A 22078-nucleotide genomic window follows, 5' to 3' on the forward strand; every position below is an offset into this window, starting at 1 on the left:
TTTAAATGCTCAGATTCAACCCGAGCGAGAAAATACGTTGCGCCCGGGTACCATCCTCCGGATCACCAAATTTCCATTCAGGCGCCCAGAGACCTGCATTACGAACACTTACAGAGACTTTCATATCACTGATAAATGTTTTATCCAATAATCTCTTTGGCATTCGGTAGGCAACGGCAATATTTTCCAGTCTAATATAAGAACGATCAAACCATGCGGAGTAACTTACGCCGTTGGCAGGAGCAGACCTTAACCGTGAATATTTGTCTGTTTGATTTTCCGGCGTCCAATAAGGAATATCCCATGAATTGCGCCTGTCTTCGATATGATTATCATGTTTTGCCAAATTATAAGTTGACATTTGCCCCCAAAGGGAATAGATAACAAACGAAGCCTCGAAATTTTTATAGAGGGTGAAGTTGTTCGTTAGTGTCCAGGTAAAGCGAGGACTGGTGTAACCCAAAAACTGCTTATCTGCATCAGTTAATGATCCATCATTATTGAAATCTTCTAATCTGAAATCACCGGGCGCCTGATTCCATTTGGCAGCCTCTTCTTCTTCCCCGATTTTCCACGTGCCAAGAATTTTGTAATCCCAGATAGCGTCCTTGTCATGCCCGATAAACCAATTATTGGCGATGTCGTCGGGTTCTTTCTGACCAGTTACATTTCCGTCTTTGTCCAGTACGTCAACCTTTTCACCGGTTATTGAAACAATTTTATTTCTGTTGAGCGAGAAAATCAGGCTTGATCGCCATTCAAAGTTGGAGTGTTTTATATTTAAGCTATTCAAGGAGAGTTCAAATCCTTTGTTTTTTACTTCGCCCAAATTTGCATATACTCTGTTAAAACCGGTAATAGTTGGTAATAGGCGATTGACAAGAACATCTGTGGTTGTCATATTATAGACTTCAAAGGAACCGGAAAGAATGCCATTCAAAAGATTAAAATCCGCTCCCAGATTTATTGCTTCCGTTCTTTCCCACTTAAGATTTCTATTCTCCATGGAATTAATCACTAAGGTGGGAATACCGATAACAGTTCCATTTTGATCGGCATTTAGAGACTTTCCGGAAGCAATTTTAGACAAAGCGGCATAATTTGAAATTGCACGGTTCCCATTCACACCCCAGGATGCCCTTATTTTTAAGTAATTTACAACTTGTGAATTTAAAAAGTCTTCTTCGGTCACCACCCATCCCAAAGCCGCTGACGGGAAGGTTGCGCGTGGGTTTGAATAACCAAACAAAGAAGATCCATCCCTTCGAACAGACAATGTCAGCAAATATTTTTTATTAAATCCATAGTTTAAACGCGCCATCAAGGCATCTGCCGTTTGTACATTATCGTTGGTTGAAAGTACCGGCAAGCTGCCTGTTGACATATCATGATAACCCAATACATCATTCGGAGAAAAACTGCGGTTGTCCATCCCGTCAGAGTTGAACCTGTTTTTTTCGGCATTGGCTAATAGCGTGATATCAACTTTATGAACATCCAAGAAGGTCCGGTTCCAGTTAATGATGTTGTCAATTTGCCATTCCCGTCGCAGTGAATTTTCACGGGAAGCAGCCCCCCCGTACAAACCCCATTGCGGATGCCTTGATGAATCGTGCGTGTAATTGTGGTAAAACTCCATCCTGGTAGTCAGGTTCATGGTATAGGTTATTCCAAAGGGTAAATCGAGAACCGAATAAATTTTTGGGAAAAACGTATAATATTGCATCTCCCTTTCCCTATAAGTCCGGTTAAGTAGTGGGTGAGTTGCCTGAATATCATCGTTTGGATATAGTCTTAGCGTGATATCATCGTTGGCAAAATAGCTACTGTAAGGTGTAAGGTTCATATATTGTCCGTTATCAGCCGGAACCGAGCTTTCATCCCGATATGAGAACTGTGCGTTTAAGCCAACCTTCAGAAATTTGGCTGCCTGTCCTTCAAGATTTACCCTGGACCGGATTGTTGAAAATTCATCACCGATGGTCAGTGCTTCATTTTTCATGTAGCCCAATGACCAATAGTAAGTAAAATCATTCTTTTTGCCCGACAGACTCACATTATAATCTTGCCTGACTCCATTATGGTAGATGTCATTTTCCCAATTTCGTGTGTTTCCTGCCTTATAATTCTCGATTTCGGTTCCCGTTAGCCTTAGTCCTGCCAGCCATGCATCAACCATATTGGCCTCGTTCGTGCTATGGTAAGCGAGCCATTGGCTAAGATATTGCTGATCAATTGTACGCGGATCATCAAAAGGGCTCCAGGGGTCCTGAGGTACTGTTGCACTAAAAACTGATTTAAACATATCGGATCTCCAATTGATAAAACCCTCGGCATCATAAGGCTTCACACGATTTGCAGCCGTGGCAATCCCGACTGTACTACTGACATTGATTGTGGGTTTATTGCCAATTCCTTTTTTAGTTGTGATAGCGATTACACCATTGGTTGCCCTTGATCCATATACAGCCGCAGAACTTGCATCTTTCATAACATCCATCCGGTCAATATCACCAGGGTTAATATCGGAGAGGTCTCCATTATAGATAACGCCATCTAAGACAATCAGTGGTGATGAACCGGCAGTAAGTGTTGTTTCACCGCGAATCAACAAAGAACTGTTTCCTTTTGCAGTAGTTGAATAGCCGGAGGTTAGTCCAGGAATACTGGTGCGAAGTAAATCGCTTACATTAGAAGGCAAATAATTCTTCATCTGATCAGCTTTGACTTGAGTTATTGCACCAGTTAGGTCTGATTTTTTTGCAACGCCATATCCAATAGCCACCACCTCATCAATGCCAATCGTTTCTTCTTCTAGCATAACATTTGCCGAGGTCTTGTTCCCAACGGCCACTTCTTGCGTTTTCATACCTACAAAAGAAAAGACGAGTATGGCTCTTTCAGAGACACTCAAAATCGAATAATTTCCATCCCCATCCGTAATTGTTCCTTGTGTCGTGCCTTTTACAACCACGGTAACTCCGGGAAGCGGGCCGCCCGCCGAATCGGTCACTTTCCCGGTAATGCTTTTGGGTTGCTGTATGTTTGCAACGGAGACCGTAGAAGACGGCTGAATGATGATTTGCCGGTTCATGATGGTGTATCCTATATTTTCTCCCTCGAATAACCGATCCAAAACCTGTTCGATCTTTTCGTTGGAGACTTCGATGTTAACTTTTTTTTCAACATCGACTAACTGGCTGTTGAATAGAAAATAATAGTCACTTTTCGATTCAATGTCGTAGAGAACGTCTTTCACTGTTGTGTTTTTCAGGTTTAAACTGATACGGGTGGCCTGCGAATAGGCGCTTCCGGCTAAAACCTGAATCAGGGAGACAAAAAATAAAAACAGCGTGAGTCGCATAACCCTTAAAATTTTAATGTACAGGGGCATTTGCCCTAGTAACGGTTTCAACAAAAAGTTTTTTTTCATACTTTTGATTCAATTAGTGTTAATAAATACAGGTTATTTATTTTCATTTCAGAAAAAGGGATGGTGCAAACATTCCTTTTTCCTTTTAATCGTTTTCCTCCTTTATTTTTTTGTGAGTTTTATAATTTGGGTTTCATACTCCAGATTGTTTAACCTTTCTCTGGGCAAAAAGCGAAAATTGATGGGGGCTGAGAGGGCCAGCATTTTTAATACCTGGTCGAGGCTTTCGCCCGAAAAAGTGGCCGAATAGGTGTAATTCAGAATTTCCGGCTCTTCCACCTGGAACTCCACGCGGTACCACTGCCCCAGTTTTTCAATAACGGTAGTCATCGGGTCGTCGCGGAACATTAGTTTTCCGGATGTCCAGGCAATGTGTTTATCGAGATTGGTTTGCGCCTTTTCAATGGTTTTTTCCTGCTTCGAGAAAACAGCCAGTTCACCGGGTTCCATCAGAAATTTGTTTTTTCCACTTTTTCCCGAGATTTCAATTTTTCCTTCTACCAGCGCTGTTTCAATCTGTCCGGCATTGGGATAAGCGCTGCAATTAAATGATGTGCCCAACACTTTAATGTTAATATCGGAAGTGGATACTACAAACGGATGATGCGGGTCTTTTTTTACTTCAAACCAAGCTTCGCCGTTTAATTCAACTTGTCGTTCTTGGTTTTCAAAGGAGACCGGGTATTTTAGGCTGCTACCCGCATTCAGCTTCACGAACGTGCCGTCGGGCAAGGTGAAAGATGACCTGGTTCCCGGGGGAACTTCGATGGTATTAAAAACCGTTTCATTTATAGAGTTTCCCGACAGATCGGACTTATACAGCATCCAAAGAGCGGATAATAACAGCGGGATAAAAAGCACAGCGGCAGCTCGTTCGAGTTTTTTCAGATAATAAACGGAAGACCGGCCAAAAAGGCGCGCTTCAACTTTCTTCAAGGCCTTTTTAGGGTCAATCGTTTTCATTTTTTGCAGGTCACCGACCGATGTCCACAGTTTTTTTTGTTCTTCGTAAACGGTCCGGTGTTGAGGGGTCTTTAACCACTCAGCCAGGTCGGCCTCTTCTGATTCGGTTAAGGTCCCCTCGATTTCTTTTACAAAAAGCAATTCGAAATAGCTGCTGTTCTCTTCCATCTTTTCGTGTTTGTACGGATAAGACGGAGAAACCTCTTTTTACACGTACTGTAGAAAACTAAAATGTAAGAAAAAGTTGGAAAAGGTAGTCTTTCAGGTCTTTACGAAGAATTTTTAAAGCATTCGTAATTTGTGTTTCAACGGTGCGCTGCGAGAGTTGAAGTTTTTGGGCAATTTCGTGCGACTTTAGGCCTTCGTACCGGCTCAAAATAAATATTTCGCGGCATCGCTGCGGTAAATTACCGATCGCTGTTTCGATCATCTGTTGCAGTTCGCTTTCGGCCCAAAAATCCTGTCCGTGGTCTGTCTCCTGAAAAGATAGGCGTTGGGCATATTTTCTTTGGGTTTCGTTTTTCCGGATCAAATCGATGCAGTTGTTTTTGACAGCGCTTGCCAAGTAATACCTGACGGATGGCGACTTGATGGCCTGCCTGTTTTCCCATAGCCGGACAAATGCCGATTGGACAATGTCTTCGGCCAGTTCCATGTCGTGCAAGTGGTGGTCGGCAAAAACAACCAAACCGGTGTAATAATATTCAAAAAGCAGGGTGAACGCGTTCCTATCACCTGCCTTTAGTCGTTCAAGAAACAGATCGTCCCCGGGGCTGAAATCGGTATGTGAAGGTTTAGTCAAATCCTGAATTGCATAGGTGTCGGGCGCTAAATTACAGATAAAATTAAATGATTGCCAAAACATGAACCCAATTTATCTCTTTCAGGCGTGTTTGAAATTGATCAGGTAGTGGAATCAGGTTATCCTTCATCTATACTATGGCAGATAGTCCCATAATAAAAGGCCTGACAGTTTTTGAATTGCTGTCAGGCCAATGTGGTTAGATACAGTGTGGCACCTCAATTCTTGTATGAACGGAAGAAACAGCAAAATCGCCGGTTGCGGTGATGACAGTTGTGCTGCGCTGGCTATCGTTCTGCTATTTTTCCATTAAGGCAACAATACACCAAAGGAACGGAGCCTGACCATGATAATCCCCTGTTCTGCGCGGACGGTCATAATAATATTGTTTGTCATACTTTTTATTTGTGCCAACGCATACTTCAGACACGGCTCCTTTTTTATCAACATATGGCACCAGAGCCATCCATGCTTTCCGGGCAACGGGTGCATACTTTTCTGCATCCAACCAACCTTGTTTTACACCAGTGATTAAAGCGTAGGTAAACATCGCTGACCCGGACGTTTCTGGCCAGCAATCCGGCTCGTCAATCAATTGGTTCCAGATACCATCCTGGTTCTGATATTTCTTTAGGCTTTCCATCATTATTTGATAGCCCTGCATGATACGTGGCCGGTCTTTGTGATCGGTTGGCAAATAGCGAAGTAATTCGGTGACACCTGCTGCCATCCATCCATTACCGCGTAACCAATAATAAGGCACATCCGGAGCATGGTAAAATAAGCCGTTTGGACGTTGCAGTTCGTCAAGGTAAAGAACCATTTCCTTTGCCGCGCGATCAATATATTTCGAATCTTTGGTGACCTTGAAAGCTTGGGTTTGAACAATTGTGATCATGTACATGTCATCAATCCATAGGCGAGTTTGCCAGGTAAATCCTTTCTCTGCCCATTCTTTTTGTTCCGGCTTGGCATCGTTCGGAACTTCCCATTGCGTATCGGCATAGGGCAGCCCCAGCTTCAAATAGCTTTTCTTTTTTGTTATCTGATAAAGTTCCAGTGGCAGACAACCAAACATGTTCAGGTCAACATGATTTTTTATGGGAAGCAGTTCTTTTTCAGTTGAAAACAGTGGCTCAAATTTGTTTTCCAAAAGTTTGAAGAGCTTTTTGTCTTTCGTAGTTGCTGCGTATTTAAGCGCACCACGCCAGTAAAATGTTTCCGGATAGCTAATCCATTTCCCGCCATGTAGCGCATGCTTTGCATCGACAAAACGGTATGCAATCAGTTCCCCTACTTCTTCGGGAGTGTATCCTTTGGGGAAATCGTTTAGCAGATTCGTTTGTGCAAATAAGAAATGAATAGGAAACAGGGCAAATATTACAAGTGATATTTTACGCATTTTAGTGATTTTTATTTCGTTGTTCGAATTATTAAGAATAGTCCTGATCAGTAAAAACAGGTATTTATTAAGAAGGTGTCTCAGAATTCTGAAACACCTTCTTTTTGCTTCTATTTTTATCGTATACTGTTTTAAACAGTGTACCAATAATGATTAGATCGACACGAGAAAAAAACGATTTTAAATTGAAAATTAATTTTCTGTTTTGTCTTCGTCAGCTACTGCTTCTTCCCATGTTTCCCATTTCGGTGTAGCAGGATCGTAACCATCGTAGCCATAGTTTTGGCTTAGTTCTCCTTTGTTGTTGGCAGTAATTGCTGCATAAGGAATTGGCCAGTAGATATTCTTTTTATCCATGGTGTAGTTCGGGTTACTGTTACCTGTCGCATTGATTTGAATAGGACCTTTGTTATACATGCTGTAGTGTACAATACGTTGGTACCAGTAGCTTCCTCCTCCGTTGTCAGTGCCGCTCTGTTTGTCAAAGTCATCCAGGCTGTAAGTGTTTCCCCATTCATCAGGCTGTCCGCTGCGGGCCAGACAAAGAGATACACGGGTCAACTCCACATTGCGCCATTCTTCCCAGTACAACTCGCGGGCACGTTCGTTCATAATATCGCCGATAGTAACCGAGCCTTCATATAATTCAGAACATTTTGCTCTCGTTCTCAAGGCATTCAAGTCATCTTTGATGGTCGCATCGTTTGGGTTTATGTAGTATTTGGCCTCAGCCCGAAGAAGATAGGCTTCTGCCAGCCGGTATAAATACCAGTCAGCAATTCCTCCGTTAGTAGCACCTCTAAGACCATCAGAACCACTAATGTTAGCCTCGTTTACAGGGTCATCCAGAAATAATTTGTAATGAGGAACATCGAACCAGCGACGAATCGTGTCACCACACAGTAGATTTCCGTTGTCATCAAAAAGCGTGATGGGATTCCCAAATTCCGAAGACGCTTTGTTGTTGACACGATAATCTTCCATACGTACCCAGTTTCCTACCTCTGAATTATGGCGCAAGTCGGTATTATCCGCAACACCATTTACTTTCCACAATGTGTGAGTATGGAAGTATGTAGGACGGAATGTAGCAATTCCACGACCGAAAGATCGCATATAATCATATTGCGGATTGTAGTCGGCATGGTTGCGTCTTAAGTTTAACAAGGCTTGCTTACCGTCTTTTGTTTTCAGCATGCTGTTGAAAAGGAATGGGTATAAAATGCGCATGGTGAGCATTTTAACGAATGACTCAGCATCGGCACCACGGTTAGGAATACCCATGATAACTTCACTGTTGGCAGAAATAAGTTTGTTCTCGGCACGGTGCAAGTCCCAGATAACGTTGCGCGTAATGGGCCATGTTTCCGGTTCGCCACCATCGTTAAAGGTGCCAAAGTTGTTTTGCATGAGCGAATAACCCGATCCGTCAATTAATATATCTGTCTGCGCTTTGGCCTTTTCGTATTCTCCCAGCGCCAGGTAGCATTTGGCTAGTAACATGCGGCAGGCTCCTTTATTTACCATCCCAATTAACGGCATATCTTTTTGATCAGGAACCCATTGAACGGCAAACTCCAGATCCTGAGTAATCATTTCCAGGATCGCATCACGTTTGGTGCTTTTGTAGTTCTGTTTGGGAACTTCAATCACTTTGGTAATCAATGGCACATCTCCATACTGAAATACTAACGACAAATACCGGAAAGCACGGTGAAAATAGGCTCTACCCTTATAGGCATTCCGAGTCGTTTCGTCCAGCCCTTCAACGTCATCCACAAACTGGATAACGGTATTTGCGTACATAATGCCGTTATAGGTTTCTTTCCAGAAGTACCAGATACTGTTGTTTCTGTCCAGATTGTTCAACGAAGCATCATCGCTGGTCGGTGTTAGCATGTTGGCTACATCACAAAGCATACTGCGTTTATCAGTCGCACTGGCAACCATCAGTTCCGAGAACATATATTCAGTCCCGAGACTAAGCATCTCGTTGTGATCAGTAGCGTAATAAAGTTTAAGGTGACGGTCACAAATCGCCATGGCTGCCTGCAAGCCTGATTCGGTGCTGAATGTGGCTGTAGGTTCGTAAAACGACAGTGGATCAGGTTTCAAAAAATCCTCGGAACACCCGCCCAGTAAAATTGTGCCCCCGATGAAGAGGACAAGGCATATATGATTCAATTTTTGGATTATCTGTTTCATCTGTATTGTTTTTAGAGGTTAAAAAGTTAAGTTCAATCCCAAAGTATAAACACGTGTGGACAATCCTCCGGTTTCAGGGTCACCATACTCCCAGTCCTTTGCCCAATTCGCAACGTTGCGGACAGAGCCGTAAACTTTAACACGTTCTATGTCTAACTTTGAAGTCCACATTTGGGGTAGTGTATATCCAACCGAAATGTTTTCGAGGCGGATAAATGAGCGGTCGTAGAGCATTTGCGCATTCTCTGCCCCTGTTGGGCCTTTAGCTTCGATACGACCGTATTCATTCGTCGGATTTTCAGGAGTCCAATACTCTTTTGCCGGCACATTTTGCAGAGCATAAGCCATACGTCCCCCGTCATCATCATTATTTAGGTAGTTGCCCGATAAACTTTTATGCCCCATGTACGAATAGATGTTGAACGAGAGGCTGAGGTCTTTCCATAATACAAATTCGTTACGCAATGACCAATGGAACGGAGGTGCTGTTTGTCCGAGAAATTCTTTATCGTTATCGTTATACACGGGCTTAACGGAACCGTCTGAATTTATAATATCGTCTGCAGTGTAGTTGTTCGCAACTTTGGGATCCCCGGGCGATTGACCGTATTTTTTGGCTTCTTCAACCTCATCTGTCTGCCAGATACCCGTAACACGGTAGTTCCAAATGGTGCTGATAGGCTGTCCGATAAACCAGTGGTTGGTGATATCGTCCATTTCTTTTGTTCCGGTTACATTCCCATTTTCATCCAGCAGATCCTGGTTCTCATAGTACAGATGCTTTATCTCGTTCTTGTTGTACGAGAAACCAAAGGAGGTCGTCCATTTCAGATTGCTGTTATTAAGGTTTACCGAGTTTATTGAAATCTCAATCCCGCGGTTGTCCACCTGCCCTAAGTTGGTGGTAATGCTGGAAAATCCTGTGAATTCCGGCAGTCGTTGGTTCATGATCATATCATGAGTACTCATGTCGTAATATTCTAAGCTTCCTGTTATGCGATCGTTGAAAAGACCAAAATCAAGACCAAAATTCCACGATGCTGTTTTTTCCCATTGCAGATTAGGATTCGCCATTCGGTCAGCCATCAAATAGCGCATGAGTTCCAACTCACCGGCTTTGTTGATATAACCCTGCATTTTACCGGCTCCTTCATAAAGGTTAGCTAGCGCTAAATAGGGGTTGGCCAACGAACGGTTACCATTTTTGCCATAGGATACACGCATTTTACCGCTGCTCAAAACATGGCTCCATCTATAAAACTTTTCATTTGTAAACGTCCAGCCCAAAGCTACTGACGGAAAAGTGGCATACGGATTGGACGAACCAAACGCAGAATATCCGTCCCTGCGAACAGAAGAAGTGACCATGTAGCGGCTGTCGTAGGAATAAAACAAACGGGCCAACAGGGCATCTGCCGTTTCGTAAGAGTCGTAACTCGAGTAAGTACTGTTTTCTTTACTGCCGTTTTTAGTGTTATGAAAACCGAGTGCATCCGACGGCAGGATGTTCCGGGCCTCGATGCGGTCCTGCCAGTATTGGCGTTCTTCGGCCTCTTGCACGAGTGTTACGACTACATGATGCTTTTCATTGAACGTATAGTCCCAATTGATGGTATTGTTGAGTGACCAGTCGAATCGCTTGGCCTGCTCACGGTTTGCTCCGCGGGATTTGGGATCTGAACCCGGTAAATCTGCCGACATAAAATATCGGTCATAAAAAAACTGAAAGCGCGGAGAAGCATTGAACGAGTAGGTGATATTGAATGGCAGCGATATTTTCGCATTCAAAATACTGTTGAACACGGTATAGCCTTTTTCCAATTCCAGATATTGCCGTTGAAAATCGTAATTATAGCCCCTTTGGCTGTATTCGGAGCTCAAAGGATATTGTACCGGATTGCCCATCTCGTCAGCGTAATCGGCATAGGGACTGTTTCGCAGAAAATAGTCCTGATCGATGTCAATGTTTCCGTCTGATCTATCTTGAAAGTTTACATTGGCACCAACTTCAAACCAGTCTGTCACTTTTGCTTCTACCTTCATATTGGCGCGTATAGCTTCGTATTCGTCACTTATCAATGCACCTTGATTTTTTAAATAGCCTATTGATAAATAATAATTTGCATTTTCGCTGGCCCCGCTTATACTGGCATTATAGTCTTGATTGAAGCCTGTTCGAAAGGCCAGCTTGGCCCAATCAACCGTTCTGCCAGCAAGGTAGTTTTCGAGAGCATTGCCTTCGAATCCTAGCCGTTTTGCATGGATGCTCTGATCCGATTCCCCTTCATCATTGGTCGTATACGCACGCCAGGCATCGATAGAAACACCTGCCGGTAGTTGCTCGGGGCGCATAAAGAATCCGGGTTGATTGGCATAGATCCCGGATTGATAGGCCTCGTAAGCATCGGTTTCCGGATTCACACCATATGTGTTTTTGGTGTACCAATCCTGACGATGTTGTAAATAGGCTTCCGGGCTGAATCGGTCGCGGTATTCACTTTTCTGCCTCCAGCTGATATTCGAATTAATGCTTATAACAGGTTTGCCCAGCTTCCCTCTTTTTGTCGTTATGAGGATCACACCGCTTGCCGCCTTGGCTCCATACACCGCTGCTGCCGAAGCATCCTTGAGAACATCAATCTGTGAAATATCATCCGGGTTGATTTCCGAAAGTTCTCCGTAAAAGATCATTCCATCAAGGATGATGAGCGGGTTATTATGTCCTCCGTCTGTATAGATAGAACGTTGGCCGCGTATTTGCATCGTACCGCCTCCTTTGGCTGAAGCGTTATAGCCGACCTGCAATCCGGGTGTGCCCCGTAAGACATCCTGCACCGTCTGGGGACTCTCGTTCGCAATCCTGTCGGGACGGATTTGCGTGATGGAGCCGGTCAGATCTTTTTTCCGCATGGTTCCATAGCCAATGGCCACAACTTCGCCAATGCCGATTGCATCTTCCTGCATTTCAACATTGATTGTTGACTGATTTTCAACCAATATTTCCTGTGTTTTCATCCCAACAAAAGAAAATACCAAGGTTGCTGTACCTGAAACTTCAGAGAGGGAATAATGGCCATCCGCATCTGTTATCGTTCCTTTTGTCGTCCCCTTTACTACGATAGTGACTCCAGGTAAGGGCAAGCCAGATGAATCGGTAATCTGACCCGAAACCATCCTTTGTTGCTGGCTGGAAAAATCAGGGGAAGGTGTGAGTACAATATGCCGGTCGTTAATCGTGGCTTTCACTCCTGATTTGTCAAACAAGGTAGAAAGTACATGCTCAATGCTTTCGCCTTTGACCGAAATAGTCACTTTTTCGCTGACATCAATCAATTCTTCATTGTATAGAAAATAGAAATTGCTTTCTTCCTCGATCTTCAGCAAAACCTCCCTGATCGTGGCGTTTCTCATTTCCAGATTTAGTTTGGTCGTTTGCGAGTAGGCACTGCCTGCCAGCGTTTGGAGGGCACTGAGTAAGAGAATTAATAGGGTGTTACGCATAACCAGAATTTTTTTTCGATGTTTCGATAGGGCAAAACATACCCCATTCATGATTTTTTTCATAAATTTGTTTGATTTAGTTAAAACTTTTTATGGCTGAGGCCTTAAAGGTGGGGAAGTGTTGGAGCACTTCCTCTTTTCATTAATGGATATTCGTTTATTCTTACATAGGCAAGTCTGTTAGCTTTATTTGTTTCGTATTTCAAGTATGGATTTCTCTGCTTCACCTGTTTCTTTGTTTTGCTCTCCCGGGATATACCTGAAATCAATCGGAGAACTCATGGCCAACAATTCAATTACCCGGTAAAGAGGTTCATTATCAAACACGGTGGTGAACTTGTATTTATAAAGCTCCTGATCTTTGATTTCCACCTTAATATTATACCAGCGTTCAAGCTGTTTTGCAAGGTCTGCCATGGAGGTTTGGTTCAGGAAAAGTCTGTTTTGGTGCCAGGCAATATGTTCATCTGCATCAACTTCCTTTAAAACAGCAGTCCTGCTTGTTTTATCGAACACCCATTGCTGATCAGGTTTCAGATAGACCTGTCTTTTTGATCCTTTCCTGTCATTTTCAAGCAGAATACTTCCCTCTTTTAAAACTACTTCTACCTGCTGATCATCGGTAAATGCCTTGACATTAAATTGTGTCCCCAACACCCGCACGATAAGTTGGTTGAATTTGACTTCCAATGGGGATTCCGGATTTTTGGTCACATCGAAAAAAGCTTCTCCGATTAGTTTCACTTCTCGTGTTTTGCGCTCAAAAGGAATGCTGTACTGGATCGTACTTTCCGCATTAAGCCACACCTTTGTGCCATCGGGGAGGGTCACTTTGCTTCGCACCCCGGAGGGGCTTGATATTTCCTGGTAGCTAAGTTGATCCCTTTCGAGCCAGTGGCCAAGCTGGGACCAAACCGTATAAATTAGCAACGGGAGGATCAGAATGGCGGCGATCCTGCTGAATCGCATCCAAATAACCTGCATCTTTGTTTGCCGGTTTATCTTTGCACTCAAGGCAGAATACGCTTTATCTGTGTCAACCGTTTTTAGTTCCGAGATCAAAACGCCTGCTTCAAGACACTGATCGTCTGTCGACTGTATCTTTTTCCGTTCAAGATATCGCTCGAATATCGTGCCGCCCGGTGCCTGATGTGTTGCCTTTGTTTCCAAGTTTTAGCAGGTTTTTAGTCTTCGTCCGATACTAATACAAAAAAAATGAGGGGCACACATATCCGAAATAGAAATTTTTTAGAAAAAAATTCCCAGCAGGAACAGCAAGCCGGTATAATCCTTTAATTCTTCCCGTAAAATTTTGAGGGCATTGCTGATTTGCAGTTCAACGGTCCTTTTGGAGATGTCCAGTTTGCGGGCTATTTCATCATTCTTCAGATCATGAAACCGGCTGAGCATAAAAATCTCTTTAGTGCGCGGAGGTAGTTTCTCAAAGGCCTGCTTAATCTTTTCCTGTAGTTCGCTGCTCACAAAAACGTCCGCTTCATAGGTGAGGTTACTTCTCATGACCTCTTTTAACTCTTCGATTTTTCGGGCTTCATATTTCTTGGAAACAAGATAATTAATCCCCCTGTTTTTTAATGAAGTGAATAAATAAGATTTTAGAGAATCACATGCTCTGATCCGATCCCTGTCTTTCCACATCCTGAAAAAGAAATCCTGAACTATTTCCTCGGCATCGGATTTATTCAGGGTCATTTGTGACACAAATATTACAAGGCCCGGATAATAATACCGGAACAACAGCTCAAATGCCGTTTCATCCCCGTGAATGAAACGGCCGATCAATATTTCTTCGGAAATGCCGTTTATCATTTGCATGTCCAAAAATAAAAAACAATCTTACATGAAGTACCCCTGTGTAAAAACAACGATTCAATTCCTTGCTGGCAGAATATTTTGGTTAAATGATAATGATTAGACAACGAAGGTGTAAAGTTGATAGGGAGGATACCAATAGTACCCTAACCAGCTTTGCACCCCGTACGGCCCCGCCACATCGTGGCCAATCACTCAGCGAGGAAAACCCCTGTACGGCCACGGTATGCCGTGGCCACACTCCAAACCTAATCATCCACCACCGTCCAAATTCCTCCCCTGCCAAGGGGAGGTGTCAGGCGCAGCCTGACAGAGGGGTTTCCTGCCAAGGGGAGGTGGCTCCGGCTACTGCCGGAGACGGAGGGGTTTACCCTGTGAAATTCCCGGTGTGAAAATAGTTCATCAGGGTTTCCCGCTGCCGATCACCGCGCCCTCCACCCTGTCCGGTTTCAAACAACCTGACAGGGTTAACCAACCCACAACCGGTAAACTGAAAACTGTAAACTGAAAACTGTGCTTCGGACTTCGGATTCGTAGGATTCATAGGAAACGGGTGCAGCGAATTCCATTCGCTGATTTCTTTAAGTCCCCTTCAGGGGATTTAGGGGTTACCCTGCAACTTCGTTCTTGCAGCTTGCAGCTCACATCTTGCGGCTTATGAATGCTGTAACCTGCGTCTGCGACTTATTCCCTTGCAGCTTCTGATAACTGCGACTGAAAACTGACCACTTTCCCCAAATCCTCCATTTCCTACAAATCCTCTTTCCTATTTGTTATAAAAACTTGCAGCTTATCATTATCTTTTTTATTAACTTGTGGCGTCAAACAAACTAGCAACCAATGATTCAACCCAAACTAACCCCAATTCCGGCAGAGATTGTCGGCCAGCTCACTCCTTTCCTGGTTTCATCGGTCACCGACATTGTCGATGTGAGTATCGAACGCTCACAAACTGGAGCCCTGTACTTGCTCATTCCTTTTCAGGAACCGAACGAAAATCAAACCATCCTGGTTGAAATAAGTGAGGAGAGAGCCAATGCCATTCGCAACAGGGCGATGCCCCTGATTTTTCCCTTTATGAATCCGGAGAAGAAGCTCTTTTATTTGGCCGAGATGAATAGCGATAAACAAATAGCTAAACTGTTCGTGCTTTCACCCGAACAAAAACTATTCGAATGGCCCCTGCCGAAAGAATATACTTTTAACCTGAATTTTGTAGAAAAAAGACCCCCCTCCCGGCTGATGGAATTTGCCAGAAAACGCAATCGGGTAGTCATCGAGATGATCTTTGAAGCCGACGATCTGCAGGAGAACATCCGCGTTTACGCCTTTCGTAATGTCCTGTTGCCTTTCGTAGAGCTCATTAAAACGGCAATTCTTTCCGGTAGCCTTTATGTCAATGACAATAATCTCGAAGCAAAACTAAAGCTTGGCCTCTCTCGGATCGAGCATAAATGCTTTCTGTCTCAGCTTGAATTCAAATTGAGCAACAACCTGCTTGAGGATAATCTCATGCTCGGACGGGTGGCAAACCTTTATCTCATGCTCGATGCCGAAAACCAGGATGAATTTCTGGAATTGGCCAACTCGTATGAGAATAAAAAGATCGTCCTTGATATTTCAAAAATACTCAGAGCGGTCATTTCAAATAAAGGTACATTGAAGTCCCAAATGGCTTCACCTGAAAAAGAGTATCAAAAGATCTTGCTAACGAGGGGGCGCGCAAGAATGCAAAAAAAATGGCTCGACACAGCCAATACAGCACAACCCTATATCATTAAAGTGGCGGGTTGTTTAACACGTCTGGATTTCGAAGCGCAAAGAGCTCCTTTATTTACCTTGCACGCAGCCGACAACGAAAAATACATTGGAAAAATCGCCTCCGCATTGGTGCAAAAAATGGACGAAAATCAGTACAACTTCCGGAATACCAACTATGTCTGTCAGTTGGAAGTCAAATATACCCCCGAATCACTCAAAAACGACGAACGATATAACTATACCCTCCTGGATATAGAAGAAGCTGAGCTTGATTCACAGACAAGCTTGGATGAGGTGGAAGAAAATTGATTTTTTTTTCGCGCAGCTTTTATTTAATGTGGGTACCTTTGAAGGGCTCAACCCAAACTGTAGTTGAGTTCGACCAATCAATATCCAACCGGTAAAAAGAAGAATAATCAATGGATCATAAAGTTCACAATCAGATTGTTAGTTTAATATGGGGCATCGCGGATGATGTGCTAAGAGATGTTTTTGTTCGCGGGAAATACCGCGACATCATATTGCCGTTTACGGTATTAAGACGCCTGGACGCCTTGTTGGTCCCAACAAAAGAGAAGGTGTTGGACGCGGTTGATTTCATGGAAAAACAAAATATTGATGACCGTTCGGCGCTGAAAGCCATCACCGGTTATCCGTTTTGGAATACCTCTCGCTTTACTTTCGAAAGCTTGTTGAATGATGCAGACAATATCGACTCCAACCTGGAGGTGTATCTCGATGGCTACAGCCCCAATGTACAGGAAATCATCAGCAAGTTCAAGTTGAGGAACCAGCTCGAAACGATGAAAGAAAACGAGATCACTTATCTGCTAATCGAGAAATTTGCATCAAGTGATATCAATCTCAGCCCGAACGAAGTTTTTACCGGAAAAGGAGAAAAGCTTCCTAAACTGACTAATTTGGGCATGGGCTACGTGTTTGAAGAGCTAATCCGTAAATTCAACGAAGAAAACAACGAAGAGGCCGGAGAGCATTTCACCCCGCGCGAGATCATCAAGTTGATGACGCACATGCTGTTCGAGCCGGTGAAAGATAAAATCACCAAAGGAACCTATCTGATCTACGACCCGGCTTGCGGTAGCGGTGGTATGTTAACCGAGGCGGAGCAATTTGCACAAAAGGTGACAGAGCATAAAGCTTCCTTTTTGCTTTATGGGCAGGAAGTAAACCCCGAAACTTTTGCTATTTGTACTTCTGACATGCTGATTAAAGGCGAAAAACCCGAGAACATCGCTTTCGGTTCTACCCTTTCAAAAGACGGGTTTCCCAACCTGAATTTCGACTTCATGCTTTCTAATCCACCTTACGGTAAAACCTGGAAGCTGGATGAAGGAGCGATCGTTGATAATCGGGGTAAGAGGGGAACCGGCGAAAAAGCAGAAAACATTAAAGACCCGCGTTTTCAGGTTGGTTTGCCAACCATCTCCGATGGCCAGCTGCTTTTCTTGATGAACATGGTCAGCAAAATGAAGCACAACACCGAGCTGGGAAGTCGGATTGCTACTGTACACAATGGCTCCGCGCTCTTCACCGGTGATGCCGGTGGTGGTGAAAGTGAAATTCGTCGCCATATCATCGAAAACGACTGGCTCGAATGTATCATCGCCCTGCCTAAAAACATTTTTTACAATACAGGTATCCCAACCTATGTATGGATTGTCTCAAATCGAAAACCGGAACACCGCAAAGGAAAAGTGCAGCTGATTAATGCACTTGAGTTGTATGAAAAACTTCGAAAAAATTTAGGGGACAAGAACTGTAAGTTAACCGACCGTCATATCGACCAAATTACCCAACTGTATCTTGACTTTAAACCAACCGATATCTCAAAAATCTTTGATAACGAATACTTCGGATACAATAAAATCACCGTAGAGCGCCCTTTGCGTTTGTCGGCAAAATTTTCAGAAGAAGCCTTGAGTCCCTTGCGTTTTGACAAAAAACTGGAAGCTGAAATGGCTTGGGCTTTCGACAAGTTTGGCGATCAGGTTTACACAAACCTGAAAGACCTTAAGCCCGAGATTGAAAAATACCTGGCGAAGAATGAAATCAAACTGAAGGCGGCTGATAAAAAGAACCTATTGAGTCAGGCTTTTTGGAAAACGCAATTGGATTTGTTGAACGAGGCAACCCGGTTGATGAAACTGATGGGGGAAGAGCAGCACGACGATTTCAATAAATTCTCAGAGCTTTTTGCCAGCATAATAAAAAAGAACGAGCTCAATCTCGATGCAAAAGCGCAGAAAACCATTCTAAACGCGATTACTTGGAAAAACGAAGAGGCTGAACCCGTGATTAAAAAAATAGAAAAAGATGGTTCAACAACCTACGAAGCCGACAGTGAATTGCGCGATACCGAAAATGTCCCTTTAAGCGAAGATATTCAAACCTATTTCGAGCGCGAAGTCCTGCAGCATGTCCCCGACGCCTGGATTGATCACAGCAAAACAGTGAAAGGTTACGAAATTTCATTTACCCGCTATTTCTACAATTATGTCCCCCCGCGGAGTATTGAGGAGATTGCAGCTGAGATTCTGCAATTGGAGAAAGAAACCGATGGTATTTTGGAGGAGATAATCAAAGATTAATAAATTTTAACTTACAGAAAGTGTAAGTATTTTATTTGAAAATCGGAAATGAATATTACCTTTGCAAACAAGAAGCTAAAAGATTGGGCAAACAACTATGCACTGGCTCAGAAAAAGATGGGGGCGGAAAGGGCTAAAAAATATCACCAGCGATTGGGTGATATGCGCGACATCGAAAGCTTCGCTTTTATCGATTCGCTTCCGGGCCGTTTCCATCAGCTCACTGGCGACCGAAATGGACAATGGGCTTGCGATTTAGACCACCCTTACAGGCTGATTTTGGAGCCTGCTGACGATCCGCTTCCAAGAGACGAACTTGGAAACCTTATTTTAAAGGAATTACGCATAGTCGATATCATCGAAATTGTCGACTATCATTGAGAAAACAGACCCACTAACACACAAAACAAAATGGCAACCCTGAATCAATATCAACCGAACCTTGTTTTCCATCCCGGCGCTACGCTTGGCGAAAAGCTCGAAGAAATGGGAATGAGCGTCAAAGAGTTTGCCTTGCGAACAGGTAAACCCGAGAAAACCATCTTTGCCATACTCAAAGAAGAAAGCTCTATCACACCCGAAATGGCGGTTCAGTTTGAGAATGTAACCCGCATTCCAGCTTCTTTTTGGATTAACAAACAAGCACGCTACAACGAGTATGTGGCGCGCTTAAAGCAAGAACAGGCAATTGCCGAGGCCGAAGATTGGGCTTGCGAATTTCCCTATGCCGAAATGGCAAAACGAGGCTGGGTACCACCCACTCGTAAAAAAGTGGAAAAAACAATTAACCTGCTCAGTTATTTTGGGGTGGCCTCGCACCATTCCTGGAATAAGCTCTATGTCGATACCGACTTAAAAGTAGCAGCATATACTTCCCTGAAATTCACACACGAAGCGCATGCGATTTCAGCCTGGTTGAGACAAGGTGAGTTACAGGCTGCCGAAATTGCAGCTCCCGAATTCAACGTTAAAAAACTGAAGGGAAACATTCCGGCTATGCGCCGCTTGATGGTGGAACAACCGGTTGGCTTCTTTCTGAAGTTGCAAGAATTATGCCTGGAGGCAGGGGTTGTTTTATTGTTTACACCCAAGCTTCCAAAAGTCCCTTTAAGTGGTTCTACCAGGTGGATAAAAGAAAAACCATTGATCCAATTGACCGCGCGCTATGGACAAAATGATCGTTTCTGGTTTACCTTTTTCCATGAGTTGGGGCACATTATTTTGCACGGGAAAAAATACATCTCGCTCGAAAATGTCGATTTTGCAGCTTCCGATGCTCAAAAGGAGCAGGAAGCGCACGATTTTGCTGTAAAACTTACTTTTTCGAAGGAGCAGGAAGAAAAATTATTACAGGAGCACCCAACTTCAATAGCTGCTGAGGACATAGTTAATTATGCGATCGAGTTTGATACCCATCCGGCGCTGATTATTGGGCGATTACAGCATCTTGGCCTAATTGCTTACAGCGTAGGACGTGAGTTCTTGCTGCCGGTGCAATTGTCTGAATTTGTATTTGATGGATCAAAGGATGATGAGATTAAGCAAATGCCTGAATAACAAAGTTCTAATCCTTAAATCATCAAATCCTAAAAAACCTAATTCTGACAGTTAATAGAAAATAAATATGGAACACGAAGAATTAACGCGCAATATCATCGGCTGTGCAATGACGGTGCATACATCCTTGGGAAATGGCTTTCAGGAAATCATTTATCAACGTGCCCTGGCCATCGAAATGGACAAGAAGAGCATTAACTTCCAACGCGAAATGGAAATGCCCATCGTTTACTCCGGTATCGAAATAGGCACTCGCCGGGTCGATTTCTTCGTCGAAAATACCATCATGCTCGAATTAAAAGCCCTCACCAAACTCGAAGAAGTTCACTTGGCACAGGCCATGAACTATTGCCAGGCATATCACTTACCCGTTGGATTATTAATCAATTTTGGAGCACGTAGCCTCGAATTTAAACGGGTGTACAACCTCAATCACCCCGAAAACAAAGACTACAAACGCCACAATAACGAAAGCAAGAGCAACAACAATCCTTAAATCCTATAATCCTACGAATCCTAATTCAGACAACCAATCCTAATTCAGACAATGAGCAAGCTCCAACCATACGACAATTACCAACCGGTGCAATACGACTACATTTCGCAACTGCCCCACGACTGGAAACTACTACCAAATATGGCCATTTTTCGGGAACGGATTGAACGGGGACATGAAAATGAAGAATTACTCTCGGTGACAATTGGACGAGGTATAATTAAACAATCAGAATTAGAGAAAAAGGATTCTTCAACGCTCGATAAATCAAAATACTTACTTGTATACCCTGGTGATTTGGTTTACAGCATGCGTTTTCGTCAAGGTGCGTCTGGTTACAGTATCCATAAAGGCATTGTAAGTCCTGCCTGTACAGTTCTAAAACCTAAAAGAGAAATCGAAATAAATCCTCGTTTCTTTTTTTTCATGTTTCGTACAGGGTTTTACAAAAACTATGTCGAGCGTTTCGCTTACGGTATTGCTGACGGTCAAATTCCATTGCGCTATGTCGATTTCAAACGCATGTACACCATTGTACCACCCCTCGAAACCCAAAACGCCATTGTTGCCTACCTCGACCGAAAAACCAAACAAATCCAGGACTTTATTGCTAAGAAACAACGGCTGATTGAGTTGTTGGAGGAGCAGAAGAAAAGTATAACTTTTAATTTACTAACAAAAGGAATAGATAATGTTAATTCTGAACCTGTAAAGGATTCTTGGCTTCAGGAAAAACCAGTTCATTGGAAAGTCCATAGAGGCAAATCAATGTTTAAAATCTTTGGGGGATTTGCACCATCTGATTTAAGGATTTTAAATGAAAGTGAATATAGCCAGTTAAATGCTATTAGTTACTATAAGGTTGATGATTTAAACAATGTTGATGGATTTTTATTGAAACCAAGTTCATGGAGAGTAAATTCAAAAAAATTAAGAACAACTGGAAAAGGGACTATTCTTTTACCGAAGAGAGGTGCAGCCATAATGACTAACAAAGTTACACAGTGCTCTGATTCATGTGTTTTCGACAGCAATATTATGGGCATTAAAGTTGATAATTCAATTGTCCATACAGATTATATTTGTCTGTGGTTAAAAACAAGAAATTTGATTGAGTTAGCAGATGTGACGACTATACCACAATTGAATAATAAACACATTTATCCACTTTTAATAAGTCTTCCAGATTTAGAAGAGCAAAAAAGGATTCTTGAATACCTACAAGAGAAGACAAATCATTTAGGTCGAAGCGTTTCAATTGCTATGTCAGAAATAGAGAAAGCAAAAGAGTACCAGGAGAGTTTAATTACCCAAGTCGTAACCGGGCAATTAAAAGTACCAATGTCTGAATTAAGATTAGAGGGATTATTGGATGACAGGATAGGAATAAACACGTATTGAAAACTAAATCACGCAAAATCCTTCAATCATCAAATCCAATAAATCCTAATTCAGACAATTAATGGAAACTTCGGTGCAAAACGCCTTGAATTCAAACAGGTTTACAATCATTACTGCC

At 43.0% G+C, this 22078-nt stretch carries 14 protein-coding genes; 6 read left to right on the plus strand and 8 right to left on the minus strand.

Features of this window, described 5'->3' with window-relative positions; translation table 11 throughout:
- Position 1 precedes the first annotated feature (1 nt).
- The 8 genes from N2K84_RS17570 to N2K84_RS17605 form a co-directional block, all read right to left on the minus strand.
- A complete protein-coding gene (locus N2K84_RS17570; RefSeq protein ID WP_282593143.1) occupies positions 2 to 3433 on the minus strand; it encodes a SusC/RagA family TonB-linked outer membrane protein in 3432 nt (1143 codons plus the stop codon).
- A gap of 102 nt (positions 3434 to 3535) precedes the next feature.
- Positions 3536 to 4564: a FecR family protein gene (locus N2K84_RS17575; RefSeq protein ID WP_282593144.1), complete on the minus strand. Its 1029-nt coding sequence runs from the start codon at positions 4562 to 4564 to the stop codon at positions 3536 to 3538.
- Between the two features lie 58 nt (positions 4565 to 4622).
- Positions 4623 to 5261 (minus strand): RNA polymerase sigma-70 factor, encoded by a 639-nt coding sequence (locus N2K84_RS17580; protein ID WP_282593145.1) that lies wholly within the window; start codon positions 5259 to 5261, stop codon positions 4623 to 4625.
- Positions 5262 to 5496: 235 nt separating this feature from the next.
- Positions 5497 to 6600 (minus strand): glycoside hydrolase family 88/105 protein, encoded by a 1104-nt coding sequence (locus tag N2K84_RS17585; RefSeq protein ID WP_282593146.1) that lies wholly within the window; start codon positions 6598 to 6600, stop codon positions 5497 to 5499.
- A gap of 192 nt (positions 6601 to 6792) precedes the next feature.
- Positions 6793 to 8805 carry a RagB/SusD family nutrient uptake outer membrane protein gene (locus N2K84_RS17590; protein WP_282593147.1) on the minus strand — a complete coding sequence of 671 codons (2013 nt, stop codon included), beginning with the start codon at positions 8803 to 8805 and terminating at the stop codon, positions 6793 to 6795.
- Positions 8806 to 8823: 18 nt separating this feature from the next.
- Positions 8824 to 12306, minus strand: coding sequence for a SusC/RagA family TonB-linked outer membrane protein (locus N2K84_RS17595; RefSeq protein ID WP_282593148.1), 3483 nt, complete (start codon positions 12304 to 12306; stop codon positions 8824 to 8826).
- A 186-nt stretch (positions 12307 to 12492) separates the two neighbouring features.
- Positions 12493 to 13476: a FecR family protein gene (locus N2K84_RS17600; protein ID WP_282593149.1), complete on the minus strand. Its 984-nt coding sequence runs from the start codon at positions 13474 to 13476 to the stop codon at positions 12493 to 12495.
- Positions 13477 to 13554: 78 nt separating this feature from the next.
- Positions 13555 to 14139: an RNA polymerase sigma-70 factor gene (locus tag N2K84_RS17605; RefSeq protein ID WP_282593150.1), complete on the minus strand. Its 585-nt coding sequence runs from the start codon at positions 14137 to 14139 to the stop codon at positions 13555 to 13557.
- A gap of 837 nt (positions 14140 to 14976) precedes the next feature.
- On the opposite strand from N2K84_RS17605, the gene N2K84_RS17610 reads away from it, so the two are divergent.
- From N2K84_RS17610 to N2K84_RS17635, 6 genes are all read left to right on the plus strand, one after another.
- Positions 14977 to 16206 carry a hypothetical protein gene (locus N2K84_RS17610; protein ID WP_282593151.1) on the plus strand — a complete coding sequence of 410 codons (1230 nt, stop codon included), beginning with the start codon at positions 14977 to 14979 and terminating at the stop codon, positions 16204 to 16206.
- A gap of 110 nt (positions 16207 to 16316) precedes the next feature.
- A complete protein-coding gene (locus tag N2K84_RS17615; RefSeq protein ID WP_282593152.1) occupies positions 16317 to 18506 on the plus strand; it encodes a type I restriction-modification system subunit M in 2190 nt (729 codons plus the stop codon).
- 48 nt (positions 18507 to 18554) lie between these two features.
- Positions 18555 to 18887 (plus strand): type II toxin-antitoxin system RelE/ParE family toxin, encoded by a 333-nt coding sequence (locus tag N2K84_RS17620; protein ID WP_282593153.1) that lies wholly within the window; start codon positions 18555 to 18557, stop codon positions 18885 to 18887.
- Between the two features lie 30 nt (positions 18888 to 18917).
- The gene (locus N2K84_RS17625) at positions 18918 to 20063 is read left to right on the plus strand and encodes an ImmA/IrrE family metallo-endopeptidase (protein ID WP_282593154.1); all 1146 of its coding nucleotides are present in this window, start codon (positions 18918 to 18920) and stop codon (positions 20061 to 20063) included.
- Between the two features lie 67 nt (positions 20064 to 20130).
- The gene (locus tag N2K84_RS17630) at positions 20131 to 20559 is read left to right on the plus strand and encodes a GxxExxY protein (protein ID WP_282593155.1); all 429 of its coding nucleotides are present in this window, start codon (positions 20131 to 20133) and stop codon (positions 20557 to 20559) included.
- A gap of 51 nt (positions 20560 to 20610) precedes the next feature.
- Positions 20611 to 21960 carry a restriction endonuclease subunit S gene (locus N2K84_RS17635; protein ID WP_282593156.1) on the plus strand — a complete coding sequence of 450 codons (1350 nt, stop codon included), beginning with the start codon at positions 20611 to 20613 and terminating at the stop codon, positions 21958 to 21960.
- Positions 21961 to 22078: the final 118 nt, after the last annotated feature.

This window comes from Gaoshiqia sediminis, from assembly GCF_025907915.1.
In the GTDB taxonomy this organism is placed as follows: Bacteria; Bacteroidota; Bacteroidia; order Bacteroidales; family Prolixibacteraceae; genus Gaoshiqia; species Gaoshiqia sediminis.

Bases quoted from the DNA above. Each gene is read 5' to 3' on its own strand.
- N2K84_RS17610 (WP_282593151.1), top strand. From the start codon at position 14,977: ATGATTCAACCCAAACTAACCCCAATTCCGGCAGAGATTGTCGGCCAG.
- N2K84_RS17625 (WP_282593154.1), top strand. From the start codon at position 18,918: ATGGCAACCCTGAATCAATATCAACCGAACCTTGTTTTCCATCCCGGC.
- N2K84_RS17635 (WP_282593156.1), top strand. From the start codon at position 20,611: ATGAGCAAGCTCCAACCATACGACAATTACCAACCGGTGCAATACGAC.
- N2K84_RS17630 (WP_282593155.1), top strand. From the start codon at position 20,131: ATGGAACACGAAGAATTAACGCGCAATATCATCGGCTGTGCAATGACG.
- N2K84_RS17580 (WP_282593145.1), bottom strand. From the start codon at position 5,261: ATGTTTTGGCAATCATTTAATTTTATCTGTAATTTAGCGCCCGACACC.
- N2K84_RS17620 (WP_282593153.1), top strand. From the start codon at position 18,555: ATGAATATTACCTTTGCAAACAAGAAGCTAAAAGATTGGGCAAACAAC.
- N2K84_RS17570 (WP_282593143.1), bottom strand. From the start codon at position 3,433: ATGAAAAAAAACTTTTTGTTGAAACCGTTACTAGGGCAAATGCCCCTG.
- N2K84_RS17585 (WP_282593146.1), bottom strand. From the start codon at position 6,600: ATGCGTAAAATATCACTTGTAATATTTGCCCTGTTTCCTATTCATTTC.
- N2K84_RS17615 (WP_282593152.1), top strand. From the start codon at position 16,317: ATGGATCATAAAGTTCACAATCAGATTGTTAGTTTAATATGGGGCATC.
- N2K84_RS17590 (WP_282593147.1), bottom strand. From the start codon at position 8,805: ATGAAACAGATAATCCAAAAATTGAATCATATATGCCTTGTCCTCTTC.
- N2K84_RS17605 (WP_282593150.1), bottom strand. From the start codon at position 14,139: ATGCAAATGATAAACGGCATTTCCGAAGAAATATTGATCGGCCGTTTC.
- N2K84_RS17595 (WP_282593148.1), bottom strand. From the start codon at position 12,306: ATGCGTAACACCCTATTAATTCTCTTACTCAGTGCCCTCCAAACGCTG.
- N2K84_RS17575 (WP_282593144.1), bottom strand. From the start codon at position 4,564: ATGGAAGAGAACAGCAGCTATTTCGAATTGCTTTTTGTAAAAGAAATC.